This window comes from Asaia spathodeae NBRC 105894 (assembly GCF_025994195.1).
Classification (GTDB): domain Bacteria; phylum Pseudomonadota; class Alphaproteobacteria; order Acetobacterales; family Acetobacteraceae; genus Asaia; species Asaia siamensis.
In genome coordinates, this window is record NZ_BAPY01000074.1 from 100,737 (window position 1) to 125,780 (window position 25,044).

Below are 25,044 nucleotides of genomic sequence, written 5' to 3' on the forward strand. Positions count from 1 at the left end.
CGGTGCTTCTGGCAGGTCGGGTCAGGTTTTTGCCGAACCTGCGAGCGTCGTGACGCGGCGCGCAAAATTCAGCGAGGCGCGCTCGGCTTCCACAGGCATGCCGGAATAGAGATCCTTGCAGGCCGTCACCAGATGCACCCCGCCGAGGCGGCGCCCCAGAAGGCTGAAAAGCCTGTCCCCCATGAAACCGGCCTGCTCGCCAAGCGAGAGCAGACCCGGCGGCGCACTCAATGCTGTCGAGCTGGCTTCGGCACGAAACAGGGCGCGTTGCAGCACGCGGTCGAGCTGCCCCGTCGAGAAGGGGCTTCCATGGCCGAAAGGAAGCGTATCGTCCTTGGCGGCCAGCCCGGTCCGGTTGGGCACGACCAGAACGAGCCGCCCGTGATCGGAAAGGAGCTTCCACACCATACGAAGCAGCGGGTGCGGGTCCACCAGTTCCAGGCCATGCATCAGAACCACGAGATCGATGCTCAGATCATCGAAAGGAAGCGCATCGGCCGCAACAACACAGCCCGGCCAGTCATGCCCTGCCACAGACGGGATACCCTGCCGTCTGGTCAGGGGAGTGTCGAGCCGCGCCGAGGCCACCCACTGCGCCTGGCTGAGGGCGCGCCATTGCGAGAGCACAGGCGCTGCATAGCCAAGCCCCAGAACCCGAAAGCCCTTCGGGTCCGGCAGAAGGGGCAGAAGCCGCGACATCAGCAGAGACGTCACCTGCTCACCCCGTCTGCTGGCATAAAACCCGGCGGCGTCTGACGGCACGGGCAGGGAAGGACGCGTCTGCATGGCGTCACGCTACCCCGAACGGCAGGCAGGGGCCAGAGCAAGAAAGAATGCTCCAGCCGTCGCAACCGTGATCGACCGATAGGCAGTCAGGCTGATGCGTTCGGAAATGAACGAGCGTAACATCTCAAGAGTTAGAATGATCAGAACCATGTTGGGCAACAGACAGGTCTGTGAAAAGAGGAGGACACCGCCATGAGTCTTGCTGTCACGGCAATTTCCTATGCACGGGATAATTATGCATGGCTTCTGACCGACCCTGCGACAGGTGTCGTGGCCATTGTCGATCCGGGTGATGCCGATGCGGTCAGCGCCGTGATCGGCGATGGACGTCTCGATCTCATTCTGCTGACCCATCACCACGCCGATCACATCGGCGGTGCCGAGGCCTTGCGCCAGAAATATGGCGCGCGTATCGCTGGCTCCGAGTCCGATTCTGCCCGCCTGCCGTCACTCGATCTGCTGCTGCATGATGAGGACCGCATCGCGATTGGTCATGATCTGGGTGATGTGATCGCAACTCCCGGTCATGCGCGCGGCCATATCGCCTTCTATTTTCGCTCGGTCCCGGCCTTGTTCTGCGGCGACACGCTGTTCAGTCTCGGCTGCGGGCGTCTTCTCGAAGGCACGGCGGAAGAAATGTTTGCAAGTCTGCATCGTTTCGACGCGCTGCCCGATGAAACGCTGGTCTGCTGCGGGCATGAATACACGGCTGCCAATGCGGCGTTCGCCCTGTCACGCATGCCGGACAACAAGGCGCTGCAGCAGCGTGCAGAAGAGGTTCAGGCGTTGCGCGCGCAGGGTCTTCCCACCCTGCCGGTCACGCTTGGCGTCGAGCGGCAGACCAATCCGTTTCTGATGGCACCCGATGTCGAAACCTTCGCGGCACTGCGTGCGGCCAAGGATCATTTCTGAGGAAAGGAGGGACTCCCATGCCCGATTTTACGCTGGCCGATCATGATTTCGATGCGATCATCTTCGATTGCGACGGCACCATCGCCGACACCCTGCCCGTGCATTACCTCACCTTTAAGGAGGCGCTCGGAGAGCACGGCCATACGCTCGATGAGGCGTGGTACCATGCGCGCACGGGGCTTTCGAGCGGCAAGCTGTTTGCAGCGTATGAGCAGGCCCATGGTGTCACACTCGATCGCGATGCCCTGCTTACGCGCTCACGGGCGCTCTACGAAAATCATCTCGATACATTGCGCGAACACGGTTTCGCGGCAGATATCGCCAGAAGCCAGTTCGGGCATGTGCCGATGGCCGTGGCCTCGGCCGGGCAGAAGAGCGTGGTGACGGCAACGCTCAGAACGCTCGATCTGCTCGAACTTTTCGAGCATGTCGTAACGGTAGAAGATGTCAGCCGCCCCAAACCGGCGCCTGATCTTTATCTGCTCGCAGCTGAAAAGCTCGGGGTTGCCCCGCAACGATGTCTTGTCTTTGAAGACACCGATGAGGGGCTCGAGGCAGCGCGTGCTGCCGGGATGGACGCCGTGGACGTTCGCCCTTTCACCATTGGTGAAAGATAACGATCCTGATTGCGGTCGCGACCACGGCGAGGGTCGCGACCCCGCCTGCCCAGAGCCCGACAAACCACCCGAGACGGGCCAGGAACGAAGAAGACGCTGTAGTGGCAGGCATGATCAGGCTCCCTTAGTGGTAGTGATGGTCAGCGGTCACGGTGCCGCGGAAAACCCAGTAGGAATAGATCGTGTAGGCGAGAATGATCGGCAGCAGGATCGAGGCCCCGGCAAGCAGGAAGAGCTGGCTCTCAGGCGGCGACGAGGCAGACCAGATCGTGACTGTCGGCGGCACGATATAGGGCCAGACATTGATCCCGAGCCCCGAGAAGCACAGGAAGAACCAGCCAAGCGCACAGAGAAACGGCGTCAGGCGGGTGGTTGCCTTGCGCAGTGACAGGAAGAAGAGCGCCGCCAGAACAATCACGGCGACAGGCACCGGTGCCACCCAGATGATCTCGGGGAAATCCGTCCAGCGATGCATGTAAGTGGCATGCAGATAAGGCGTCCAGACCGAGACAATGGCGATCAGGACCAGCATGGCAATGCCAAGCGGGGCCGAGAGCCGCTGCATGACAGCCTTCAGATCGGTCTCGGTACGCCAGACCAGCCACGTGGCACCAAGCAGCGTATAGCCAACGGCAACCGCGAAACCGCAGAAGAGCGGGAAGGGAGCGACCCAGTCCCAGGCGCTGCCGACAAACACGTTGTTCTCGACCTTCACGCCAAGGATCAGCTCACCCAGGATGACGCCCTGCATGATCGAGGCCACAAGCGAGCCGAGGCAGAAGGAGCGGTCCCAGAAGGTCGTGCCGAAAACACCGCTCGCCTTGACGCGAAATTCGAAAGCCACGCCACGCAGGATGAGCGCGAGCAGCATGAACAGGATCGGAAGATAGAGCGCTGGCAGAATGGTGCCGTAGGCAACCGGGAAGACACCATAGAGCGTGGCGCCCCCGAAGATCATCCAGGTCTCGTTACCGTCCCAGACAGGGGCAATGGTGTTGACCATGACATCGCGGTGATCTTTGCGATGTTCACCAAGAAACAGGATGCCGATACCCAGGTCGAACCCGTCGAGGCAGACATAGATGAAGATGGCGAGGGCGGCGAGGGTTGCCCAGATAATGGGCAACCAATAGGCGAGGGTGTTCATCGAGACGCTTACTCCGCCGGGTGATGAGAGATTTGGGTGATGCCTGCAGCACGGTGCGGCTGATCACGCGGGGGTTCGTGCTCGTCCGAGCTGGGCTCCTTGGCGAAGTCGCGCAGCAGAATGCCGATACCGGCGGTAAACACGATGAAATAGACGATCACGAAGGCGACCATCGATATTTCCATGTTCGGCAGCGTCACGGGGGAAACACTGTCGACAGTGCGCAGCAGGCCATAGATCGTGAAAGGCTGACGGCCGACTTCCGTGGTTACCCAGCCGCATAGCAGCGCAATGAACCCGGCCGGCGTCATGAGCAGCGCACCGCGCAGCAGGATCGGGTTGGTGTAGAACCCGCCCTTCCAGCGCAGAAACAGCGAAAAGAAGCCGAGCAGCGCCATGAGGCTGCCAAGGGCCACCATCACGCGGAAGGTATAGAACACGACGTACATCGGCGCGCGCTGGTCCTTGGGGAAGTCCTTCAGGCCCGGCACCTTGCCATCGAGGCTGTGCGTCAAAATCAGCGAGCCGACGAGCGGAATGCCGATCTTGTAGCGTGTGACCTCGTGCTCCATGTCCGGCACGCCGAAAAGCAGCTCCGGGGCCCGGCTCTCGGACTCCCAGTCACCTTCCATCGCCGCGATCTTGGCTGGCTGGTATTTCAGCGTGTTCAGGCCATGGGCGTCACCAGCCAGAATCTGGAGCGGGGCCACGATGGCGGCCATCCACATGGCCATCGAGAACATGACCTTGACCGCATCGGTCGGCGCGCGGTTGTGGCGCTTGGCCTTGAGTAGATGCCACGCACCAACGCCGCCAACGATGAAGGCCACGCAAAGGAATGCGGCCAGAGCCATGTGCACGAGGCGGAACGGGAAGGACGGGTTGAAGACGATGGCAAACCAGTCAGCCGGCAGGAAGCGACCGGTTGCAGCATCGATCTTGTAGCCCTGCGGCGTCTGCATCCAGGAATTCGAGGCCAGAATCCAGCTCATAGAGATCAGCGTGCCGATCGAGACCATGCAGGTGGCAGCAAAATGCAGATGCTTGCCCACGCGGTTGAGGCCGAACATCATCACGCCAAGAAAGCCTGCCTCAAGGAAGAAGGCCGTCATGACCTCATAGGCAAGCATCGGGCCGAGGATTGGCCCCGCTTTCTGGGAGAATTGCGACCAGTTGGTGCCGAACTCGTAGGACATGACCAGTCCCGAGACGACGCCCATGGCGAAAACGACCGAAAAGACGCGCAGCCAGTATTTGAAAAGGTCGAGATAGACGGGCTTGTCCGTCTTGAGCCACAGGCCTTCTAACACAGCCAGAAACGCGGCCAGACCGATGGAAAAAGCGGGAAAGACGATATGAAATCCGACGGTAAACGCGAATTGCAATCGTGCAAGGAAGAGGGCACTCAAATCGGGCATTGCAGTGATCCGCGGCCATCAAGGCCAGTCGTGAAGGGGAATTGGAAACAGCATCCGCCATAAGACGTCAGCTTCCCCTCCGGTTCATCGAGAATGCCCTGTTAATATCGCGAAAATGTGATTTTGCAATGAAATGTCATGGCGGCTCACCGGAAAAGGCAGATCGAGCTGGTCCGGTATCCTTGCCGTTTGTTCATCGAGCGCCTTGAATAGCCTTGCATATTCCGGGTCGATACGAAGCGATTCCGGGGCATGGGCGATCCCGTAACGAACAAAGCCCTGCAAGCCTGTCAGATGGGCCCAAAGTGTCCCTTCGCCTTCATGGGAGAGTGTCCCTCTGGCGATGCACGTCAGTGGACCGAGGCTGAAAGATGCCGCCTGAATTAAATAGCGTCCATTTCCCATATAATGGGCCAATTGCGCCCCTGACTCGCGATCATCGCCGTTCAGTGCGGTCACGATGAGATGCAGGTCGCGAGGGGGCGGCAGCAGCGCAAGAAGCGCCTTCAGACGCCCCGGCGACGCGCTCACAGCCGCGTCGGGCAGAGCGTGATCGGGCAGGGTCTGGCCGGGAGCCGCGACGCCCGGGGCAAACTGGGGCAGCACTGTTTGCGCGCGCAGGTCGACAGCCCATGCAGAGCTGCCCGGCCCGTTCTGCGTGCCGGGGATCAGCCGCGCCGTCAGGGTCTGGAGCGAGAGCGCTTCGATCCCCTCAATGGGCACCCCGGTAACCGTGACGGTTTCCGAAGCCAGGGTTGCGATACGCGTCGAGGGGATGAAACGACCATGCAATGCCCCGGTCGTCAGCGAGAGGGTTTCACTCAACCTGACGATCTGCGTCCCTTCAGCGGTGAAGGAAAGCGATAAAGGATGAACCGGGCTGGTTGCGACACTGAGTTGCACGCCCGCCCAGAGGCGGCTTTGCGGCCCTGCAAGAATAGGCCGCATGAAAATGATCTGCGAGCCCCAGGGGCGCCAGAAGACGCGCTTTTCCTGCCAGGTGAGGTGCCACCCTCTGGAGTCGAGCTGAGAGGGCAGGGTAGCGAGCTGGCGGTCGAGCCTGACAAGGCGCCAGGCGTCTGCACCGATCGCGGCGAGCAGCACGAGCGCAACAGAAAATGCGGCGAAGAAGAAGGGTTTTCTCACTCGAGTAAACCCCCGCGATTACTGCGCAACTCGGGATCTCCAGAGGCCGATTTCACACATCTTTCGAGAAAGAGCACAATTTATCCCCAGAGGTGAGACAGAGCATGTGACAGAAAGGAAAAGACTCTTCGACTGGGGGCTATGAAAGCGCAAATGCCTGTGTTAGATGCCGCCTCCGCCCGTCTCTGCCGGGACAATATCGGGACAAAACCCAGCATTTGAGGCGATTGTCCCTTGACTCGCCTTCCGGGCAGCCAGATCAGGCACTTACGGAGCAGGCGGCGTTTTCTCCCCAATCCATGCCCCGCTTCCTAACAGGTTAGTCTCCGCTCAGCGAGGCGAGTCCACAGAGTTATCCACAGGGCGTGGCAATCCGTTTTCCACACACAGGGCGTCCCAGGATTTGTAGATCGAGTCGATCAGCGAGAGTCGCCCTGCACTGGCGGGAAGAGGCTTTCCTATGGCGATGACGATCTCGCCGGGGGTCATGACCCAGCCTCGGCGTGGCCAGTGCAGGCCGGAATTGGTGGCTACCGGGATCACCGGAGCAGCGGCCTGTTTGGCCAGCGCCACGATCCCGGGTTGCAATGCAGCACGTTCGCCAGGGCGGGTGCGTGTGCCTTCCGGGAAGATCGCGATCTGCCGCCCCTCGTCGAAATGCGCCTGGGTTGCCTTCATGAGGGCGCGCAGGGCCTTGGCACCTGCGGCACGCTCGACAGGCACCATGCCCGAGAGAAGCAGCATCGGTCCGATGAAGGGAATCCGGGTGAGCTCCTGCTTGATGACATAGGCTGGGCGCCTGACCAGAACCATCCAGATGAAGCCATCGAAATAGGCCTGGTGCTGGGACGCGATCAGACAGGCGCCGTCTGGCAGGTTCTCTGCTCCTGTGACGCGTACGCTGACACCACAGAAGAATTTAAGCCCCTTGAGTGTGAGCGATGACCAGAGCTGCGCATAGCGCAGCGCGGCCTCCTGACGGCGAAGGGCGCGTATCGGCAGCGCGCCCAGCCCCATCACCAGGGTCAGGATCACGAAATAGATGATGAAGAAAAGGGCGCGTATCCGGTTCATGACCTCTCCCAGTGCCGGCTCTGTATCCGATCGTCACCAGCGCCCTTCTCATCTGCGCTGGCTTGCGGGGCAGGCGCCCATGGTCTGGATGGGCGTCCCGATCCGGTCGGTCGATTCCGTTCGATCCGAGAAGCTCTAGAGCAACAGGCGCCCTGATGGAATTATGTCCGGGGACGCCGGGCCGAAAAAGAGGCAATCCTCCCGGTCACGCCTCGGGTGTCACCCGTTGCCTTGCGCTCGCGGTGTCAGGTTGACCCCGCGTGAGAGGCCGAGATGGGAGCCGATCCATTTCATGTATTCACGAAACAGAAGTCTGAAAGTCGCCCTGTCGGGGCTACGCCTGAGGGCGGGTGAGCGCACCGGAAAAGGATGCAGCACCACACCGGGTGCAGCGCGATGCAGTTCGAGCATGGCGCGCCGGATATGATAGCCCGCCGTGACCACGAGCAGCGAATGGATACCATTCCTGGCAGCCCATTCTGCCGTTTCCGAGCCATTGCCGATTGTCGAAACCGCTCTGCGCCCCAGTGTGATTCGCGAGGCCAGCTCAGGGGTGAGGGTAATAGGGGCATGCTCGGCCAGTTGAGCGAGCGTGGCGTGGGGGCCGACGCCGGAAATGAGCAGCTTTCTGCCAATGCCCTTGTCGAGCAGTGAGAGCGACGCCTCTATCCGGTCGCGACCGCCTGTCAGGGCGACGATGCCGTCGCAATGAACCGGATCGGATACCGGGTGAAGCGCATCGGCACAGAACCAGGCAAATCCCGCACACCAGGAGAGCGCAAGCACGAGAACCAGAAACGGCAAAGCCAGCCAGAACTTCACGGCAGCCTCCGCAGCCACAGCCGAACCGTTGAATGGGCGACGGTGAAGCTCAGTAGAGCGACCAGAACCGGCACGCAGGCTAACGACTGGAACAGCGGTTGCGGCAGGCTGGTCCACACGGAGAGCCACTCTGAAAGGCCTTGCGGCCAAAGTGATAGCCCGATGCTGTGCTGATCCATGAAAGGCAGGATAAGTCGGTGCAGAACGGCGAGTGTCGCACCGCCCAGGACCGTGCCGAGCACGCCGCCAGCGAGACCAAGCCCCGCGCTGCGCCAGGCGATACGCCGCGCGATCAGGCCGTCACGGGCACCAAAGCCGTGAAGGATCTCGATCGTCCGGCGTCTGGCGATCAGCGTCATGCGCACCGAGACCGTGGTCACCCCCGCTGTAGCGAAGCCGGCAAGGAGCACCGCCAGCCAGGCACAGGCCTGAAGGCTATGGCCCAGAAGGGTCAGCCTCTCGCCCCATTTGGCATTTTCCTCAAGAATGGCAGAAGGGGCGACCGTGTCGAGTATGGCAGGCAGGTCGGTGGCAGGCGCTCCGTCCTTGCGCGTGACAGCCAGAACGACTGGCAGATCGGACAGCTCACCCTGCATTGCTCCAAGCCATGGGCGCAAAATGGCGCGAATCTGCGCTTCCGGCAGGGTTTCGACGAGCGCAATGCCCGGATCGCTCTGTAAGACGGCGCTCAGCTTTTTCGCCGTTTCTCCGGCATCGCCCGTAAAGTCAGGTATTTCGATCGTGACGTGATGCGCTGCGCCATTCTCCCATTCTCGCGAGAGGCTGCGGGCGGCATTCCATCCACCGAGCGCGAGGGCAGCAATGGCGGCAACGGCCGCAATGACCGGAATCAGCCCGTGGTCGCGCCTGCCGAGATGCAGGCCATCGGGGAGGACGCGGCTCATCGCGCCGTCACTCCTGCAAGACGGCCATTTTTCAGCGCGATGCAGGGGTGGTTCACCGCACGAAGCAGGGCTTCATTATGGGTCGCGACAATGACGGTTGTGCCTGACCGGCTCAGGGCCTGGAGAGCGTCGACAAGCTGCCAGCTCTGCCCTTCGGCAAGGGCGTTTGTGGGCTCATCGGCAAGAAGGAGAGAGGGCCGCATGACAAGCGCACGCGCAATGGCCACACGTTGACGCTCGCCGCCGGAGAGCTGGTCAGGCAGGCTGTTCTTCTTGCTGCCCAGGCCAAGCCAGTCGAGAATGGAGACGATCTCGCCTTCGATTGCCTCATATCTGGCGCCTGCCAGTCGCAGGGGAAGCGCAATATTGTCGAAGACATCCAGCTCTGAAAGAAGGCGGAGATCCTGCGGGATAAAGCCGATCTTCTGCCGTAGCTGGGCGCGTTGTCTCCGTTTGGCGCTTTTGACATCGACACCCAGTATCTCGGCCTGACCCTCACAGGGCAGGGATTCCAGATGCATCAGTCTGAGGAGGCTCGATTTGCCGGCGCCGGATGGGCCGGTCAGCCAATGGAAACTGCCTTGGGGGATATCGAGGGTTATCCCCTCCAGAACCGGGCGCCCCTGGGCCCGGCGGCCTCTTTCATGCCGATAGCTCACATTGCGAAACCGGATCATGAACGGCCCTGGATCATGAACGTCTTGTGTGGAAAATCACATATTCCGGGCAGCGACGGCGGAAATCGTCGCGCCGACTGCGGCGATGGCCATCAGCAGGAAACCATCGAAAATCAGACCGCCCGGTGTCATGACATGGCTGCCGATTGTCAGATGGTCGGGAATGCTGCCGACCACATGATTCATGACATCCTGTGCCTGCGGATCGGTCGAGGCGCTGCCTGTGGTGATGGCGGCGAGTGCACGGGGGAGGGCCATCCAGCCGATACCGAGCACGAGACAGAGCGGTGCCAGAACCTCAGCCACCTGCTGGGCGAAGTAGAAGACAAAATGGCAGATCGCCCAGAATGTGGTACGGACAAAACCGAGTCCCGTGGACCGGCGGGTCTCACGATCTTCGCTTGCCTGGGCCAGACGTGACAGGGAAGGGCGGGACGGAGCTTCCATGGGGCGCTTTCAGCTTGTCGTAACGGGCACGGGAAAATATGGCGTCCAGTCGAAGCTGGCTACATTGTCTGTCGTTGAGGTAGCTGTCAGCGCGTCGAAATGCAATGATTGGCAAAAGCTGATCCCGATAATCACCCATTCCTGACCTTGAACGGTTACAGTCGTTCCTCGTGGCGTGTATGATATGATGGACCCCGATACTGTATGACCCTTTCCGACACGCAACTTCCCCTTATCCTCATCGTCGAGGAATGTGACAGTCAGGCTCAGGCCCTCATCACATTGCTCGATAATGCAGGCTTTGCCGTGCGTCGGGTGAAAAGTGGCGAAGAGGCGCTTTCCTGCCTTGATGACGGTCTGCCTGACCTGGTCGTTTCGGATTACCACCTGCCGGGCATGAATGGCGGGCAGATGGCGCGGCAGTTCCGCATGAACGCCCAGACGCGCTCGATCCCGATCCTGATGCTCACCGAAGATGTGGCGCCGGGGCTTGAGCGCGAAGGGCTCGAGAGCGGGGCAGATGCCTATATCTCGAAATCAGCGCATCCCGATTTGCTCGTGCTGCGCATCAGGGCGTTGCTGCGTGAGGGGTCTGATTTTCTTCAGGCCGAAGAGGCCGGGCGTTTCAGGCGCGCGCGCATCGTGATCGTCACGAGCCCGAGAAGCGACGATTGCGAGGAGGATATAAGCGAGAACGCCAACTGGGCACGTGACGCTGCGGGGGCCTCGCTTGGCGAACTGCTCTGGCGTGACGGTCACACCGTGACAACCGTTACCGCGTCGAGCGAACTGATCAATGGGGCCTGGCTGGGGGGGGAGGAAGGGCCGGATTGTCTCGTGCTTGATCTCACCTCGCGTCTGCTTGACGGGGTCAATTTCTGTCGGCGTCTCGATGCGCGTCGTCAGGATGTGCTCGAGGCCGGCGGAACGTCCTTTCGTATTCTCGGCATTGTCGATGCCGACCGGTTCAGGCGGCATTCTGCAGCAGATCTGTTTGATGCCGGGCTCGATGATCTGGTGCCCAGTGATATCGCGCCGGATGTGCTCGCCTTGCGTATCAGGGTGCTGGTGCGTCGGAAGCTGGCCCAGGACGAGATCAGGCAGCAGGAAATCAAGCGTCAGGTGCGCGAGGTCGCGCTGCAGACCGCGCAGAGCGAAGCACGGGCCATCGCAGCCAAGGCCGCCATGGCCGAGGCCCTCGCTCATGCCAATGCCGAGCTGGCCGATGCCAATGCACGCCTGATCGAAACGCAGGCAAAGCTGGTGCAGACAGCCAAGATGGCGTCGCTTGGCGAGCTGGTGGCGGGCATTGCCCATGAGATCAACAACCCGCTCGCGTTCACGCTCGCGCATGAGGAGACGATTGCCCGTGCGCTGCGCAGGCTGATCGAGACGGAAGGGCCGCTTCAGCCCTCGCAGCTCACCCTGCTTGAGAAATGCGCCAATCGTATCGGGGCGATGCGTCTGGGTCTGCAGCGCATCCAGAATCTTGTCCTCAGTCTGCGCCGCTTTTCACGTCTCGATGAGAGCGCGTTTCAGGATACGGACGTGGTCGAGGCAATCGACACGGCACTCGCGCTGCTGGCTCACAAATTCGGGCGCGAAATCACGGTCGAGCGCCATCTGGCGGCGCCGCGCATGCTGGTCTGTCAGCCAGCCCTGCTGCATCAGGTTGTCATGAATATCGTCAGTAATGCTGCCGATGCCATTCGGTCCCGTGCCGAAGCCGAAGGGCTCGAGCCCGGGGCGCCAAGTGGCAAGATCGTCATCGAGACGGTGCTCAAGCAGAATGAAAACGAGGCTAATTACGTGATCAGCGTGGCCGATGATGGTCCCGGGGTGCCAGCTGATTTGCGCGCCAGGGTCTTTGAGCCTTTCTTTACTACCAAGCCGGTAGGAATGGGGACGGGTCTCGGGCTGGCAATTGCCTATGGTGTAATCGAGGCCCATGGAGGCTCGATTGATATTGAAGATGCCAATCTTGACGGCGGTCGCGGAGTAGGGGCGTGTTTCACACTGACCGTTCCTGTGCGATTGACCCCGACTGGCCCTGTTACGATAGGACGCAGCGCATGAAACGCACAGAGATGTCTGTCCCTTATGGGCGCAGCCGCATTCTCATCGTCGATGACGAGGCAGAAATCCTCGTGGCGCTGACGGATCTGCTGGAAGATGAATTCGATATCCTGTCGAGCACGGACCCTGTCGAAGCGCTGAGTTTCCTGAAGAAATCGCCCGATATTGCCGTGATCGTCTCCGATCAGCGCATGCCGAACATGACGGGCGATGTGCTGCTCAGCAAGGCACGCGAATTCTCCGACGCGCGCGGCATTCTCCTGACGGGCTATGCCGATCTGGCGGCTGTGGTCGCCGCTCTCAATCAGGGACGCATCCAGTTCTACGCCCACAAGCCGTGGGAGTCGGACTCGCTACGCGCGATGGTGCGTGAGGTGGCGGCCCATCACAGGCTTGAGCGGGCGCTGATGACCGAGCGCGTGCTGCTGCATGGCGCGATGGAATCCGTGCCGATGAATGTCGTGTTCTCGGAAGCCGATGGCACGGTGCTGCGCCATAATTTCGACGTGGATGCTCCCCTGAACGCCAAGGGCGATATCGAGGAGGACACGCTTTTCGACGAAGCGCTTCGTCCCGAGATATCGGCCATGCGCGAGGAGGCAAAGGCGCGTGACGAGGTGATGCGTCTCGTACCAGAGACGACACCGGCAGGCGTGCGCTGGCACGAGATATCCCGTCAGACGCTTCCCTGGCCACGCAATGCCTCAGGCGTGCCCTATCCCTCAGCGCAACGATGGCAGCTCAGCCTGGACAGGGACGTGACCGAGCGCCTGGCCATGGAAGAGCGCCTGCGTCAGGATGACAAGATGCATGCGCTCGGCACTCTGGCTGGCGGTATCGCGCATGATTTCAACAATCTGCTGACCGCCATGCTGGGATCACTTGAATTGCTGCAGGACATGACGCCGGCAAGCGATCCGATGGTGACCAAACTTTTCGACAATGCGCTCGACTCGGCGCGTCGGGGTACGGTGCTGACGCGACGTCTGCTGGAGTTCGGCCGCCCGAAACCGGTGGCGCTCAAGCCTGTGGATCTGGTCGAGCTGATCTGGAGTATGCGCGATCTGATCGTGCAAAGCCTCAGCCGCCCCAGTGACCTGCGCGGCGAGACGGGGCGATGCACGCTGGATCTTGATGCCGTGCCGCGTGATCTGCCGATCGCGCCCGTGCTCAGCGATTCGGGTCAGCTTGAGATGGCGCTGCTCAATCTGTGTATCAATGCGCGCGATGCGATGCCCAAGGGAGGGACGATCAGTATCCGCCTTGCCAGTGAAACCAATGCGGCAGGGGCTCCATGCGTCATCCTTACGGTGGAGGACCAGGGCTGCGGGATGCCGCCAGAAGTCGTACGTCGTATCTTCGAGCCTTTCTTCACCACCAAGGGGCTTGGAAGCGGAACGGGTCTTGGTCTCTCGACCATCTACGGGTTCCTGCAGCGCAGTGGCGGCGACATCCGTGTCGAGAGCGTCCCCGATCATGGCACGAGCATGATCGTGACATTGCCCGTCTGCGCGCTCGAGAGAGAGGACGCGACCGTTCCCGACAGGGCAGAGACGCAGCCCTCCAGGCCTTTGCGTATTCTGTTGGCGGATGATGAGCCCGGTGTCCGACTCGTGACCGCGCAGTTCCTGACACAGGATGGTCATCACGTTGTCAGCGTGCCAGATGGCGCCGATGTGATCAGCTTTCTCGAAAAGGGTGAGCCAGTCGATCTGGTCGTGCTTGATCTTCTCATGCCCGGCATGGGTGGGCGGGAATGCGGGCTGATGGTGGCGGCGCGTTATCCTGACCTGCCGGTACTTTATGTCAGTGGCTATGCCGATCCGCAGAATCTGCCTGCCCAGGCTTTCGTGCTCGGCAAGCCTTTCACCCCGCAGGAATTGCGTGAGGCAATCTGCACGACGATGCGCAAGCGAGGCTGAGGCATAGCACCTGACAGCGCCGGGCAGTCGTGCCGCCAGAAGAGGTTTCGATCTTGTCTGACGGCGCATACGGCTTATGTGAAGGAGCATGCAGAACTCATCTTCTCCCCATGACCCTGTTGGCTGGCATGGCACCACCATTCTCTGTGTCCGTCGTGATGGTCAGGTGGCCATGGCGGGTGACGGGCAGGTGACGCTTGGCCAGACCGTCATCAAGGGCAACGCCCGCAAGGTCCGGCGTATTGGGCCGAAAGGCGCCATTCTGGCGGGTTTCGCCGGTGCGACGGCCGATGCCTTCACGCTGCTCGAACGTCTCGAAGCCAAGCTTGAGCGTTATCCTGACCAGCTCGAACGCGCCTGCGTGGATCTGGCCAAGGACTGGCGGACCGATCGCTATTTGCGCCGGCTTGAAGCCATGATGGCGGTGGCTGATGCGCATCGCTCTTTCACCCTTACCGGCAATGGCGATGTTCTGGAGCCTGAAGACGGTATCATCGCTATTGGCTCCGGCGGCAATTACGCCCTGTCGGCGGCGCGTGCCCTGATCGATATCGAGGGGCTGACGGCAGAGGATGTGGCGCGCAAGGCCATGAGAATTGCAGGCGATATCTGTGTTTACACCAACCACTCCGTTCGGGTGGAACTGCTCGGCGGGGAGACGCTTTGATGGAAATTCCGAATTACTCGCCGCGCGAGATCGTTTCCGAGCTTGATCGCTTCATCATCGGGCAGAACGAGGCCAAGCGCGCCGTGGCCATTGCCATGCGTAATCGCTGGCGCCGGGCGCAGCTTGCTGACGGGCTGCGTGAAGAGGTCGTGCCCAAGAACATTCTGATGATCGGTCCGACCGGTTGCGGCAAGACCGAAATCGCCCGCCGACTGGCCCGTCTCGCGCAATCGCCTTTTCTGAAGGTCGAGGCCACGAAATTCACCGAGGTCGGCTATGTCGGTCGTGATGTGGAATCGATCGTGCGTGATCTGGTCGAAGTCTCGCTGACCATGCTGCGCGAAGCGCGGCGCAAGGATGTGAATGCCAAGGCCGAATTGGCTGCTGAGGCGCGCCTTGTCGATGCTCTGACGGGCGAGGGCGCTTCGGCTGACACGAAGACCAAGTTCCGCCAGATGCTGCGCAATGGTGAACTCGAGGACAAGGAAATCGAGATTCAGGTCGGTCGCGAGGCTGGCCCAGGCGACATGCCGGAAATGGCAGGCGGCACTGTCATGAATGCGGCGGCCTTCGGCGATCTGATGAAAAATCTGATGAACCGCTCGCCGCAGAAGCGTCGTCTGACCATTGAGGCCGCGCGTGTGCTGCTGATCCGGGAGGAGGCCGACCGGCTGGTCGACAGCGACGCCCTGACACAGGACGCCGTGCGTCATGCGCAGGATCACGGCATCGTCTTTCTGGATGAAATCGACAAGGTCTGCGCCCGCTCCGGCGAGGGCGGGGGGCGCAGTGGCGATATCTCTCGCGAAGGCGTCCAGCGCGATCTGCTGCCGCTGATCGAGGGCACGACCGTCACCACCAAATATGGTCCGGTCAAGACGGATCATATCCTCTTCATCGCCTCAGGGGCATTCCACCTGGCGAAGCCCTCCGACCTGCTGCCTGAACTGCAGGGGCGTCTGCCTATCCGTGTGGAGCTGGCGGGTCTCACCCGTGATGATCTCAAGCGTATCCTGCTCGAACCGGAGCACTCGCTGCTCAAGCAATATGTGTCGCTGCTGGGCACGGAGAAGGTAACCCTGATTTTTGAGGACGGCGCTGTCGAAGCGCTGGCCGAGCTGGCTGCGGATATCAATGAGCGCGTCGAGAATATAGGTGCCAGACGCCTGGCAACAGTAATGGAGCGCCTGCTGGAAGATATCTCGTTCCGTGCTTCCGATTGTGGTGGTGAAACGATTACCGTCACGGCGCAGGATGTTCAGGAGCGTGTGGCTCCCCTTGCCAGCAAGGGCGATCTGAGCAGGTTCATCCTGTGAGCGGCGCGGTTCAGGCACCATGGGTGCAGCCGGTCGACGGGTCGGCAGAAGAGGCCATTACCGCGATCAGCGACGAGCTGGCCATGTTCGACGACTGGATGGATCGTTACGAGTATATCATCGAGATGGGGCGCGGATTACCGGGTTTTCCTGCCGAATGGCAGAATGACGCCCATCGCGTGCCGGGTTGCCAGAGTCAGGTATGGCTGGAGGCGCACGAGGCCGATGGCAGGCTGTATTTCGCCGGAGCCTCGGACGCCGCTATCGTGAGCGGGCTCGTTGCACTTTTGCTGCGTGTCTATTCAGGGCGGAGCAAGGCCGAGATCGAGGCAACAGATCCGAAATTCCTGCATGATCTGGGATTGGTGAAAGCGCTCTCGACAAACAGGGGTAATGGTGTGGAAGCCATGGCGCAGGCGATACGCGCCCGCGCCCGTGCCTGAACGAAAAAAGACCCGGCATTGCATTGCCGGGTCTTTTTGTTTCTGGTCCGGTAAAGAAGCTTTCGCGTCCGGATCAGTTCTTGCCGGGCGCGCCATCGGCGGGCGTTGCTGCCGGGGCCGCCTTGGTATCGTCCTTAGCGGCAGTATCAGCCTTGCACTTCGTGAACTTGCCCTTGGCGTCACGACATTTCTCAGCCTTTGGCTTCTCGCATTTTGTGAATTTGCCTGTGGTGGCGTCACGACACGGCTTGGCGTAGGCGACTGGTGCAGCGATCGCGCCGCACAGAAGGGTCAGGGCGAGAAATCCACGGAGCATGGCTCATTTCCTTCGTTTGAGAGTGTTGAAACACTCTGACATTATTTACGCAGGTGCAAGGGTTTTTGCCTGCGTCACAAAACCTTCCCGGCCCGACGAGCAGTCACAAAAAAACCCGCCAGAAGGCGGGTTTTTCCGTTGGTCTGCTGAACCGGTTCAGTTCGGCAGAGCGTAGGCGATGACGTAATCGCCCATCTTGGTGCCGAACGAACCATGGCCGCCAGCATAGGTCACGATGTACTGCTTGCCATTGACAGAGTAGCTCATCGGGGTGGACTGGCCACCAGCGGGCAGACGGTCCTGCCACAGTGTCTTGCCGGTCGTGACGTCATAGGCGCGGATGTAGAAATCCAGCGTCGAGGTCAGGAATGCGACGTTGCCAGCCGTGGTGAGCGGGCCACCGAGGCTCGGCACACCGATCTTCAGCGGCGGAAGCTGCACGGGCAGCGAGCTGCTGTAGAGGCTGTCACGCAGCGTGCCATTGCGGTGCTGCCAGATCACCTTGTTGGTACGCAGGTCGATACCGGCCATGTAGCCCCACGGCGGACGCTTGCACGGGATGGGCAGACCCAGCTTGGTGGTGATGGGGTTCAGGAACGGGCTGAGCATGACGGCATAAGGCGCGCCGTAGTTATGCTGCAGACCGGTCTCGCCACCGGAGCCCTTTCTGTTGCCATCTTCCGGCCAGAGCGGGTTACCCGGACCACGGGGAACGAGCTTCGACACGAAAGGCAGGGCGATCGGGTTGGAAATGGCGATCTGACGCTGCGGATCGACCGCAAGGCCACCCCACTCGAAGATGCCGAGATTGCCCGGGAAGATGAGCGAGCCGCGTTCTGAAGGGGCAGTGAACGTGCCTTTGTAGTCGAGCTGATGGAACGCGACGCGACAGATCAGCTGGTCGAACACGGTGCCGCCCCACATATCCTTGCCCGTCAGCAGGGCCTTGGGACGGAGGGTCAGGTCAGAGAAGGGCTGGGTCGGTGCGACGTGATCGCCCTTGACCACGTCCTGCGGAACCGGAAGTTCGGGAGCAGGCACGACCAGCTTGCCGTCACGACGATCGAGCACGAACACATTGCCCGTCTTGGCCGGCGCGTAGATGGTCGGGATGACGGTGCCATCCTTCTGCGTGATGTCGACAAGGCTCATCTGGGCCGGCAGATCCATGTCCCACAGGTCGTGGTGAACGGTCTGGTAGCTCCAGGCCAGCTTGCCGGTATCGGCATGCAGGGCGAGAATGGCCGAGGCATAACGCTCTGCGTCAGGCGTACGGTTGCCGCCCCACTGGTCAGGCGTCTGCACACCGGTCGGGATGTAGACGAGACCCAGATTGGCGTCATAGGACGCGGTGATCCAGGAATTGGGCGAGTTGGCGACGTATTTGTGGTCACCCGTCGGCATTTCGTTCGGATCGGGGTTGGACGGGTCGAACACCCAGACCAGCTTGCCGGTGAACAGATCGAATGCACGTGTGACACCCGACGGTTCCTTTGTGGATCCGTTATCGGTCACGGCACCGGAAACGATGACAACCTTGTCGGTCACGACCGGAGGCGATGTCGGCTCATAGCCGCCAACATGGTCATACGGCATGAAGGGCGTGCGCAGATCGATTTCGCCGTTCTTGCCGAAGCTCGGGCAGGCCTTGCCTGTCTGGGCGTCGACGGCAAACATGCGACCATCATTGACCGGAAGGAAGAGGCGCTCATGGCACTCATCCGGCGCGGGCGTACCATCGGATGTCACGGCGCTGGCGTCGGACTTGTGATAGGTCACGCCACGGCAGGTGAGATGCTGGAAGCCGGGGTTGACGTAGAGATGAGGGTCGAACACCCATTTCGTCTTGCCGGTTGCCCCGTCGACAGCCCAGAGCTTCTGGTGAAGCGAGCAGAAATACAGCGTGCCATCGACTGCCAGCGGCGTGGCTTCGTTGGTGGCTTCGCCCGGATCGTTCGGCCCCTTCAGGTCGCCTGTGCGCAGGGTCCAGGCAACCTTGAGCTTGCTCACATTGTCCGAGTTGATCTGCGTCAGCGGCGAGAAACGATCGCCATACTGCGTGCGGCCATAGGCATGCCAGTCACCATCGGGCACCTGCGACGCATCGCTGCCTGCAGCGGCGATCTTGTCTGTCGGCAGATTGCCTTCCTTGTCGCCCGGGTCCTGCACGAACGCGAAGATCACGACGATCAGGGCGAGAAGAACGCTGCCGGCGAGGGGGAAGGTGGCCAGGCGGCTCGTGGTGATCTGCCGGCTGACGAAGGGCAGAAGCAGCCAGATGCCGAGGATGACGATGACGTCACCGCGGGGGACGAGAGACCAGAAATCGATGCCGATTTCGCCAATCGCCCAGGCAAGGGAGCCGAGGATGATAAGGGTGTAGAGCCAAAAAGCCGCCGGGCGGCCGGTCCAGACAAGATACGCGGTGGCCAGAAGGGCTATACCGCAGACTGCATAATAAGGGGTGTCGCCATAGCTCAGGAGCCAGACACCGCCGAGTGTCAGATAGATGCCAACGAGGGCAAATATGACGGCGGTGAGGGCTGCCCAGAACCGCGGCCGGGAAACCGTGTTCATGCGTCGTCCTATATGAGGTTTCGTGGTCGGAAACGTTGTGAAAAGAGACCGCGTGGTAAAAGGCGCAAATGTTGATCTACGTCAAGAACGTCCCACATTATGGTTAAGGTCCCGTCTAACCTAAAGTAAATGTTTATGCGCGTTAAAACGGGTTGTGCGGAGGCAGGATATCCTATAGGTGCCCCCTTTCGAACGCGCGTCCAGGCGATGGTAGGGCATGCCTGGCCGCTTGGTGGTGGTTGCGAGTGATTGCGACAAGCCGCCTGATATGTCGAGAGGAGAACGAAATGCCCAAGATGAAGACCAAGTCGTCGGTCAAGAAGCGGTTCAAGATCACCGCGACCGGCAAGGTGATGTGCGGTCCCGGCAACAAGCGCCACGGCCTCATCAACCGTCCGCAGAAAATGAAGCGCACCAATCGCGGCCCGCAGACCATGACGGACATGGATGCGAAGACCGTGAAGCAGTGGGCCCCCTACGGACTGGCTTGAGGAGCAATATAAATGGCACGTGTTAAGCGCGGCGTAACGACGCACGCCCGTCACAAGAAGGTTTTGGATCTCGCCAAGGGTTACCGCGGCCGGTCTTCCACCAACTATCGTATCGCTCTTGAGCGCGTCGAGAAGGCTCTTCGTTATGCCTATCGTGACCGTCGCAACAAGAAGCGCGATTTCCGCGCTCTGTGGATCCAGCGTATCAACGCTGCCGTTCGCGAGCAGGGCCTGACCTACAGCAAGTTCATCAATGGTCTTGCAAAGGCCGGCATCGAAATCGACCGTAAGGTTCTGGCCGCCATCGCATTCGATGACGCAGCAACCTTCGCCGAAATCGTGAAGCTGGCGCAGATGGCTCTCGAGCAGCCTGCCCAGGAGCAGACGGCTCAGGCCTGATCTGCCGCTTTTCGGATTTGCCGATTTGCAGATTTGATAGAAAACGGGTCGTCCTGTATCAGGACGGCCCGTTTTCTTTTTTGACGGTACCACCAGACGAACGATGGGACAGGCAGTGATGGGCGATGATCTGGAAGCGCTGAGAAGCGAAACTCTCGAAGCGTTGGCGCAGGCGCAGGATCACGCCGCCTGGGATGCCATTCGTGTCGGTGTGCTGGGCAAATCCGGCCGCCTGACACGACTGCTCAAGGAACTGGGCAAGATGAGCCCGGAAGAGCGCAAGGAACGCGGTCAGGCGCTGAACCGCCTGCGCGATGCGCTCAACACTGCGGTCGAGCAGCGTGGCCAGGAAATTGCCGAGGCAGCCCTCGAATCGCGTCTGAAATCCGAGCAGGTCGATGTGACCCTGCCGGCACCGGCGACTCCGCTCGGTCTTGTCCATCCGATCAGCCGTACCATTGAGGAAATGACGGCCATTTTCGGGGCGATGGGATTCAGCGTTGCCGAAGGGCCGGATATCGAGTCCCAGTGGCACAATTTCTCGGCGCTCAACACGCCTGACCATCATCCGGCACGCACCGAGCACGATACGTTCTATCTGCCCGCCACGCATGAAGACGCTCCGGCGCGCGTGCTGCGCACCCAGACATCTGGCGTTCAGATTCGCACCATGCTGACCCAGGAACCGCCCATACGCATCATCGCGCCGGGTCGCACCTATCGCGCCGATCATGATGCCACTCATTCGCCGATGTTCCATCAGTGCGAAGGGCTCGTTATCGACAAGGGAATCACGCTTGGTCATCTCAAGGGCTGTCTGATCGAGTTTCTTCGCGTTTTCTTCGACAAGCCGAATCTACCGGTGCGTTTTCGCGCGTCGTATTTCCCGTTCACCGAACCCTCAATGGAGGTCGATATCGGCTGGTCGCGCCAGACGGGCGAGATCGGCGGTGGCACGGACTGGCTGGAGGTTCTGGGGTCGGGCATGGTGCATCCGCGTGTTCTGGCCAATTGCGGCCTCGATCCCGCCATCTGGCAGGGCTTTGCCTTCGGAATGGGAATCGAGCGTCTGACCATGCTCAAGAACGGCATTCCCGATCTGCGTTCCTTCTATGATAGCGATCTGAGATGGCTGCGCCATTACGGCTTCTCCTCCCTGTCTTCCGCCAGCCTCGCAGAAGGAGTCTGAGACCATGAAATTCACTCTTTCCTGGCTGCGTGAGCATCTCGATTTCACCGCATCGCTCGACGAGATCCTGAGCGCCCTCAATACGATCGGTCTTGAGGTCGAAAGCGTCGAAAATCCGGCTGACAGCCTGCGCGGATTTCGTGTTGCGAAAATTCTCGAAGCGCATCGCCACCCCGATGCCGACCGTCTTCAGGTCTGCGTCGTGGCCGCTGGCGGCGACTATGAAAAAGTGCAGGTTGTTTGCGGCGCTCCCAATGCACGCACCGGGCTGCATGTGATTTTCGCCCCGCCGGGCACGTATATCCCGGGAAGCAATATCACCATCAAGGCTGGCAAGATTCGCGGTCAGGAAAGTGGCGGCATGCTCTGCTCGCTGCGTGAGCTGGGTCTGGGCGCTGAGTCAGACGGTATTGCCGAACTGCCAGAGACGGTCGTGCTGGGTCAGGCCTATGCCGATTATGCAAAGCTGGACGATCCGGTGATCGATATCTCCATCACCCCGAACCGTGGTGATGCGTTGAGCGTACGTGGCATCGCCCGCGATCTGGCAGCCTACGGAATCGGTCATCTCAAACCCTGGCTCGTGGAGACGGTCGAAGGTCGTTTTCCTTCCCCGATTTCATGGAATATTCAGTATGAAACAGCGTGCCCCTTCATCGCGGGCCGACTGGTTCGCGGTGTAAAGAACGGCCCGAGCCCCGACTGGCTGCGCCAGAGGCTGGAGTCGATCGGGCTGAAGCCCATTAGCGCGCTGGTGGATATAACCAATTTCCTTACCTTCGATCTCGGACGCCCGCTTCATGTCTTCGATGCGGCAAAGATCAGCGGGACGAGTCTGTCCCTGACGCGCGCTGCGCGTGAGACTTTCCGCGCGCTCGACGGACGCGATCTGGTGCTCGGCACCGATGATCTGGTCATTGTCGACCAGGCTGGTGTTCAGTCTCTGGCCGGATTGATCGGCGGTGAATCGACGGGCGTCTCAGACGAAACCTGCGACGTGTTCATCGAAGCAGCTCTTTTCGACCCCGTGCGCATCGCTCTGACCGGGCGCCGTCTTGCTGTGCACACGGATGCGCGTCAGCGTTTCGAGCGTGGAATCGACCCGGCGCTGGTGCTGTCCGGGCTTGAGGCAGCAACACGGCTGATCCTGTCGCTCTGCGGCGGCGAGGCGAGCGAAGTGACCACTGCCGGAAATCTTCCTGACTGGCATCGCGAGGCTTGGCTGCGTTTCGAGCGTCTCGAAAGCCTTGGCGGCGCACAGATCGAATCCGATGAGGCGGTGCGCATTCTCGAGCATCTGGGCTTCGAGGTGAAGGAGCGCGACGACGCGCGTGCCTGCTTTGCCGTGCCGTCATGGCGTAACGATGTGGCCATGGGGGTGACGCTCGACCAGGCGCCGCATCTCGACCCGGATCAGGCCCGGACGGCAGCGTCTTCTGTTCACGCCATTGAGGCAGAGAACGACCTGATCGAGGAAGTGCTGCGTATCCATGGTCTGGATCTGATTCCGCCACAGGCCCTGCCGCAAAAGACCGCCATCGCCGGCCCTGCCGTGACGCCCGCACAGAAGCGTCTCGGCGAGCTGCGCCGTCTCTGCGCGATGCGTGGCCTTGTCGAGACGGTCGGATTCTCTTTCGTCTCGCATGAAGATGCGCTCCTGTTCGGTGGTGCCCCGGAAGGGTTGCGCCTGCTGAACCCGATCGCCTCCGATCTCAACCAGATGCGCCCGACACCTCTGGTCAATCTGGTGCGCGCCTGGCAGCGCAATGCGGCGCGCGGTTTTGCCGATGCAGCCCTTTTCGAGATTGGACCGTCTTTCCACGCCGATGGTCAGAAACTGGTGCTGGCAGGTCTTCGTGGTGGTGAAACGCCGCGTCGCCCCGGTGCGCGGGCTCAGGTTAGAACGCTCTGGGATGCCAAGGCCGATCTGATGGCGGCACTGGATGCGCTGAAGCTCCCGGCCGAGGCGCTCAGCATCACAACGGATGCGCCGGGCTATTATCACCCTGGCCGTTCGGGCGTCGTGCGTCAGGGGCCCAAAATGGCTCTTGGTTGTTTTGGCGAACTGCATCCCCGGGTGACCCGGGCGATGGGGATCGATGGCACGCTCGTGGTCTTCGAGATCTGGCTCGATGCCGTACCGCTACCGAAGGTGAAGCGTCGTCAGGCACCCTCTCTGTCTGCCTTCCAGCCGATCAGCCGTGATTTCGCCTTCATCGTGGCGCCCGGAATGGAAGCGCAGGCTGTGCTCAAGGCAGCGCGCGGGGCTGAGCGGACGCTCATTACCGATGTCAGCCTCTTCGATGTTTATGAAGGGGCGCCGCTCGAAGCCGGTCATCGCTCTCTCGGCATCGAAGTGACCCTTCAGCCGGTCAAGGCGAGCCTGACCGATGAAGAGATCGACGCCGTGTCCGAGAAAATCATCGCTGCTGTTGCCAAGGCAACCGGCGCAACCCTGAGGCGCTGAACGCTCATGCCCCATTCGCTCATCGCCCCTCGTGTCATCTGGCTTCTGGCAGGTGAGGCCAGTGGCGATGTGCTCGGGGCCCATCTCATGCAGGCGCTGCACGCGCGCGATCCGCATCTGATCTTTGTCGGGATCGGCGGACCACGCATGGAGGCTCTGGGGCTCAACAGCCTGTTCCCCATGCGCGATCTGGCCGTCATGGGACTGGTCGAGGTGCTGCCTCGAATCAGGCAGCTGTCGCAGCGCCTCAATGAGGCGGTGAATGATGTGGTGCTGCGTCAGCCGGACATGATCGTCACGATCGACTCCCCCGGTTTTGCCCTGCGCTTTCTCAAGCGGCTACGCGATCAGAATGTCCCGAAGATCCATTATGTCGGCCCTCAGGTCTGGGCCTGGCATGAAAAGCGCGTTCATAGTTTTCCCGAACTCTGGGACAGGCTGCTCTGCCTTCTGCCCTTTGAGGTCGAGTGGTTTGCCCAGCGCGGGGTGGCGGTCGATTTCGTAGGCCATCCCGTTCTGCAATCCGGTGCCGATCAGGGCGACGCGAAGCGTTTCAGGCTGCGTCATGGGCTTAGCGACAACGCGCCCGTGCTGATCCTGATGCCGGGTAGCCGTCGCTCGGAAGTGCCGCGCCTTCTGCCGGTCTATGGCCATATGTTGTCGCTGCTGAAGAAGCGCCTGCCAGATATCTGCCCGGTGCTGCCGCTCTCTCCTCTCGTCGCCCAGACGGTGAAGGCCGCCGTCGCGAAATGGCCGGTCAAGCCGATCATCGTGACCGAGCTGCATGACAAGCATGACGCCTTTGCCGCAGCCGGGGCGGCGCTGACGAAATCGGGCACGTCAACGCTTGAGCTCGCTCTGGCTCATGTGCCCATGGCGGTCGCTTATCGCGTGAACCCTGTGACGGCCTTCATGGCGCGCCGCATGATCAAGGTGAAATATGTCGCCATGGTCAATCTGCTTGCCGGGCGCGAGGTGGTGCCTGAACTGCTTCAGGAACGCTGCACACCAGAGCATCTTGCCGATTCGGCCTACGCGCTTCTGACCGATCCTGCTCTGGGTGAGGCGCAGAAAACTGCGTTCGACGCCGTCATGGCCCAGCTCAGACCGACGGAATCGGACAGGCACAACGGCACGCCTTCCGATGCTGCAGCGGAAGCCGTACTGCGCATTCTGAACGAGAAGTCACGCAGCACAGGCAAAGACGTAGCCGCGGAGCGGGAGTAGCGC

24 protein-coding genes are annotated in these 25,044 nt (G+C 61.1%); 12 read left to right on the forward strand and 12 right to left on the reverse strand.

What is annotated here, in order from left to right; all coding sequences use genetic code 11:
• Window positions 1-21 precede the first annotated feature (21 nt).
• Window positions 22-786, reverse strand: coding sequence for a class I SAM-dependent methyltransferase (locus tag AA105894_RS15575; protein WP_267312536.1), 765 nt, complete (start codon window positions 784-786; stop codon window positions 22-24).
• Between the two features lie 192 nt (window positions 787-978).
• On the opposite strand from AA105894_RS15575, the gene gloB reads away from it, so the two are divergent.
• Together gloB and AA105894_RS15585 are read left to right on the forward strand one after the other, a co-directional pair.
• Complete coding sequence (gloB, locus tag AA105894_RS15580) at window positions 979-1,698, forward strand: hydroxyacylglutathione hydrolase (RefSeq protein WP_267312537.1); 720 nt, start codon at window positions 979-981, stop codon at window positions 1,696-1,698.
• A 17-nt stretch (window positions 1,699-1,715) separates the two neighbouring features.
• Window positions 1,716-2,315, forward strand: a complete 600-nt coding sequence (locus AA105894_RS15585) for an HAD family hydrolase (RefSeq protein ID WP_267312538.1) — start codon at window positions 1,716-1,718, stop codon at window positions 2,313-2,315.
• Here AA105894_RS15585 and AA105894_RS15590 read toward each other — a convergent pair.
• From AA105894_RS15590 to AA105894_RS15630, 9 genes are all read right to left on the reverse strand, one after another.
• Window positions 2,296-2,427 (reverse strand): DUF2474 family protein, encoded by a 132-nt coding sequence (locus AA105894_RS15590; protein ID WP_188425926.1) that lies wholly within the window; start codon window positions 2,425-2,427, stop codon window positions 2,296-2,298. The genes AA105894_RS15585 and AA105894_RS15590 overlap by 20 nt on opposite strands.
• 12 nt (window positions 2,428-2,439) lie before the next feature.
• Window positions 2,440-3,462, reverse strand: coding sequence for a cytochrome d ubiquinol oxidase subunit II (gene cydB / locus AA105894_RS15595; RefSeq protein ID WP_267312539.1), 1,023 nt, complete (start codon window positions 3,460-3,462; stop codon window positions 2,440-2,442).
• Between the two features lie 8 nt (window positions 3,463-3,470).
• Complete coding sequence (locus tag AA105894_RS15600) at window positions 3,471-4,880, reverse strand: cytochrome ubiquinol oxidase subunit I (RefSeq protein ID WP_267312540.1); 1,410 nt, start codon at window positions 4,878-4,880, stop codon at window positions 3,471-3,473.
• A gap of 84 nt (window positions 4,881-4,964) precedes the next feature.
• Window positions 4,965-6,026 (reverse strand): hypothetical protein, encoded by a 1,062-nt coding sequence (locus tag AA105894_RS15605; protein ID WP_267312541.1) that lies wholly within the window; start codon window positions 6,024-6,026, stop codon window positions 4,965-4,967.
• A 330-nt stretch (window positions 6,027-6,356) separates the two neighbouring features.
• Entirely contained in the window at window positions 6,357-7,100 is a 744-nt protein-coding gene (locus tag AA105894_RS15610; protein ID WP_267312542.1) for a lysophospholipid acyltransferase family protein, read from the reverse strand.
• Between the two features lie 219 nt (window positions 7,101-7,319).
• Entirely contained in the window at window positions 7,320-7,922 is a 603-nt protein-coding gene (locus AA105894_RS15615; RefSeq protein WP_267312543.1) for a YdcF family protein, read from the reverse strand.
• Window positions 7,919-8,827: a cell division protein FtsX gene (locus AA105894_RS15620; RefSeq protein WP_267312544.1), complete on the reverse strand. Its 909-nt coding sequence runs from the start codon at window positions 8,825-8,827 to the stop codon at window positions 7,919-7,921. The genes AA105894_RS15615 and AA105894_RS15620 overlap by 4 nt, the downstream gene beginning before the upstream one ends.
• Window positions 8,824-9,504: a cell division ATP-binding protein FtsE gene (locus AA105894_RS15625; protein WP_267312545.1), complete on the reverse strand. Its 681-nt coding sequence runs from the start codon at window positions 9,502-9,504 to the stop codon at window positions 8,824-8,826. Before AA105894_RS15625 ends, AA105894_RS15620 begins: the two co-directional genes overlap by 4 nt.
• A gap of 36 nt (window positions 9,505-9,540) precedes the next feature.
• Entirely contained in the window at window positions 9,541-9,951 is a 411-nt protein-coding gene (locus AA105894_RS15630) for a hypothetical protein (RefSeq protein ID WP_267312546.1), read from the reverse strand.
• 204 nt (window positions 9,952-10,155) lie between these two features.
• Here AA105894_RS15630 and AA105894_RS15635 point away from each other — a divergent pair, with 204 nt between their 5' ends.
• From AA105894_RS15635 to AA105894_RS15655, 5 genes are all read left to right on the forward strand, one after another.
• Window positions 10,156-12,027, forward strand: a complete 1,872-nt coding sequence (locus AA105894_RS15635; protein ID WP_267312547.1) for a response regulator — start codon at window positions 10,156-10,158, stop codon at window positions 12,025-12,027.
• Window positions 12,024-13,949, forward strand: coding sequence for a response regulator (locus AA105894_RS15640; RefSeq protein WP_267312548.1), 1,926 nt, complete (start codon window positions 12,024-12,026; stop codon window positions 13,947-13,949). Before AA105894_RS15635 ends, AA105894_RS15640 begins: the two co-directional genes overlap by 4 nt.
• Before the next feature lie 88 nt (window positions 13,950-14,037).
• Window positions 14,038-14,616 (forward strand): ATP-dependent protease subunit HslV, encoded by a 579-nt coding sequence (gene hslV, locus AA105894_RS15645; protein ID WP_188425916.1) that lies wholly within the window; start codon window positions 14,038-14,040, stop codon window positions 14,614-14,616.
• Window positions 14,616-15,932, forward strand: a complete 1,317-nt coding sequence (gene hslU, locus AA105894_RS15650; protein ID WP_267312549.1) for an ATP-dependent protease ATPase subunit HslU — start codon at window positions 14,616-14,618, stop codon at window positions 15,930-15,932. The genes hslV and hslU overlap by 1 nt, the downstream gene beginning before the upstream one ends.
• Entirely contained in the window at window positions 15,929-16,375 is a 447-nt protein-coding gene (locus tag AA105894_RS15655) for a SufE family protein (protein WP_267312550.1), read from the forward strand. The genes hslU and AA105894_RS15655 overlap by 4 nt, the downstream gene beginning before the upstream one ends.
• A 73-nt stretch (window positions 16,376-16,448) precedes the next feature.
• Here the strand turns inward: AA105894_RS15655 and AA105894_RS15660 are convergent, their stop codons facing one another.
• Complete coding sequence (locus AA105894_RS15660; protein ID WP_188426308.1) at window positions 16,449-16,691, reverse strand: hypothetical protein; 243 nt, start codon at window positions 16,689-16,691, stop codon at window positions 16,449-16,451.
• A 156-nt stretch (window positions 16,692-16,847) separates the two neighbouring features.
• Window positions 16,848-19,268, reverse strand: a complete 2,421-nt coding sequence (locus AA105894_RS15665) for a glucose/quinate/shikimate family membrane-bound PQQ-dependent dehydrogenase (RefSeq protein WP_267312551.1) — start codon at window positions 19,266-19,268, stop codon at window positions 16,848-16,850.
• A 287-nt stretch (window positions 19,269-19,555) separates the two neighbouring features.
• On the opposite strand from AA105894_RS15665, the gene rpmI reads away from it, so the two are divergent.
• The 5 genes from rpmI (at window position 19,556) to lpxB (ending at window position 25,041) form a co-directional block, all read left to right on the forward strand.
• Window positions 19,556-19,759: a 50S ribosomal protein L35 gene (gene rpmI / locus AA105894_RS15670; protein ID WP_023978115.1), complete on the forward strand. Its 204-nt coding sequence runs from the start codon at window positions 19,556-19,558 to the stop codon at window positions 19,757-19,759.
• A 12-nt stretch (window positions 19,760-19,771) separates the two neighbouring features.
• Window positions 19,772-20,158 carry a 50S ribosomal protein L20 gene (gene rplT / locus AA105894_RS15675; protein WP_147094196.1) on the forward strand — a complete coding sequence of 129 codons (387 nt, stop codon included), beginning with the start codon at window positions 19,772-19,774 and terminating at the stop codon, window positions 20,156-20,158.
• Window positions 20,159-20,276: 118 nt separating this feature from the next.
• Window positions 20,277-21,347, forward strand: coding sequence for a phenylalanine--tRNA ligase subunit alpha (gene pheS / locus AA105894_RS15680; protein WP_267312591.1), 1,071 nt, complete (start codon window positions 20,277-20,279; stop codon window positions 21,345-21,347).
• Between the two features lie 4 nt (window positions 21,348-21,351).
• Window positions 21,352-23,814: a phenylalanine--tRNA ligase subunit beta gene (pheT, locus tag AA105894_RS15685; RefSeq protein WP_267312552.1), complete on the forward strand. Its 2,463-nt coding sequence runs from the start codon at window positions 21,352-21,354 to the stop codon at window positions 23,812-23,814.
• A gap of 6 nt (window positions 23,815-23,820) precedes the next feature.
• Window positions 23,821-25,041: a lipid-A-disaccharide synthase gene (gene lpxB, locus AA105894_RS15690; protein ID WP_267312553.1), complete on the forward strand. Its 1,221-nt coding sequence runs from the start codon at window positions 23,821-23,823 to the stop codon at window positions 25,039-25,041.
• Window positions 25,042-25,044: the final 3 nt, after the last annotated feature.

What these genes read in the sequence shown, in the direction of transcription:
- AA105894_RS15575 (WP_267312536.1), bottom strand. Translation starts at nt 786, where the DNA reads ATGCAGACGCGTCCTTCCCTGCCCGTGCCGTCAGACGCCGCCGGGTTT.
- gloB (WP_267312537.1), top strand. Translation starts at nt 979, where the DNA reads ATGAGTCTTGCTGTCACGGCAATTTCCTATGCACGGGATAATTATGCA.
- AA105894_RS15585 (WP_267312538.1), top strand. Translation starts at nt 1,716, where the DNA reads ATGCCCGATTTTACGCTGGCCGATCATGATTTCGATGCGATCATCTTC.
- AA105894_RS15590 (WP_188425926.1), bottom strand. Translation starts at nt 2,427, where the DNA reads ATGCCTGCCACTACAGCGTCTTCTTCGTTCCTGGCCCGTCTCGGGTGG.
- cydB (WP_267312539.1), bottom strand. Translation starts at nt 3,462, where the DNA reads ATGAACACCCTCGCCTATTGGTTGCCCATTATCTGGGCAACCCTCGCC.
- AA105894_RS15600 (WP_267312540.1), bottom strand. Translation starts at nt 4,880, where the DNA reads ATGCCCGATTTGAGTGCCCTCTTCCTTGCACGATTGCAATTCGCGTTT.
- AA105894_RS15610 (WP_267312542.1), bottom strand. Translation starts at nt 7,100, where the DNA reads ATGAACCGGATACGCGCCCTTTTCTTCATCATCTATTTCGTGATCCTG.
- AA105894_RS15620 (WP_267312544.1), bottom strand. Translation starts at nt 8,827, where the DNA reads ATGAGCCGCGTCCTCCCCGATGGCCTGCATCTCGGCAGGCGCGACCAC.
- AA105894_RS15625 (WP_267312545.1), bottom strand. Translation starts at nt 9,504, where the DNA reads ATGATCCGGTTTCGCAATGTGAGCTATCGGCATGAAAGAGGCCGCCGG.
- AA105894_RS15630 (WP_267312546.1), bottom strand. Translation starts at nt 9,951, where the DNA reads ATGGAAGCTCCGTCCCGCCCTTCCCTGTCACGTCTGGCCCAGGCAAGC.
- AA105894_RS15635 (WP_267312547.1), top strand. Translation starts at nt 10,156, where the DNA reads ATGACCCTTTCCGACACGCAACTTCCCCTTATCCTCATCGTCGAGGAA.
- AA105894_RS15640 (WP_267312548.1), top strand. Translation starts at nt 12,024, where the DNA reads ATGAAACGCACAGAGATGTCTGTCCCTTATGGGCGCAGCCGCATTCTC.
- hslV (WP_188425916.1), top strand. Translation starts at nt 14,038, where the DNA reads ATGCAGAACTCATCTTCTCCCCATGACCCTGTTGGCTGGCATGGCACC.
- hslU (WP_267312549.1), top strand. Translation starts at nt 14,616, where the DNA reads ATGGAAATTCCGAATTACTCGCCGCGCGAGATCGTTTCCGAGCTTGAT.
- AA105894_RS15660 (WP_188426308.1), bottom strand. Translation starts at nt 16,691, where the DNA reads ATGCTCCGTGGATTTCTCGCCCTGACCCTTCTGTGCGGCGCGATCGCT.
- AA105894_RS15665 (WP_267312551.1), bottom strand. Translation starts at nt 19,268, where the DNA reads ATGAACACGGTTTCCCGGCCGCGGTTCTGGGCAGCCCTCACCGCCGTC.
- rpmI (WP_023978115.1), top strand. Translation starts at nt 19,556, where the DNA reads ATGCCCAAGATGAAGACCAAGTCGTCGGTCAAGAAGCGGTTCAAGATC.
- rplT (WP_147094196.1), top strand. Translation starts at nt 19,772, where the DNA reads ATGGCACGTGTTAAGCGCGGCGTAACGACGCACGCCCGTCACAAGAAG.
- pheS (WP_267312591.1), top strand. Translation starts at nt 20,277, where the DNA reads ATGGGCGATGATCTGGAAGCGCTGAGAAGCGAAACTCTCGAAGCGTTG.
- pheT (WP_267312552.1), top strand. Translation starts at nt 21,352, where the DNA reads ATGAAATTCACTCTTTCCTGGCTGCGTGAGCATCTCGATTTCACCGCA.
- lpxB (WP_267312553.1), top strand. Translation starts at nt 23,821, where the DNA reads ATGCCCCATTCGCTCATCGCCCCTCGTGTCATCTGGCTTCTGGCAGGT.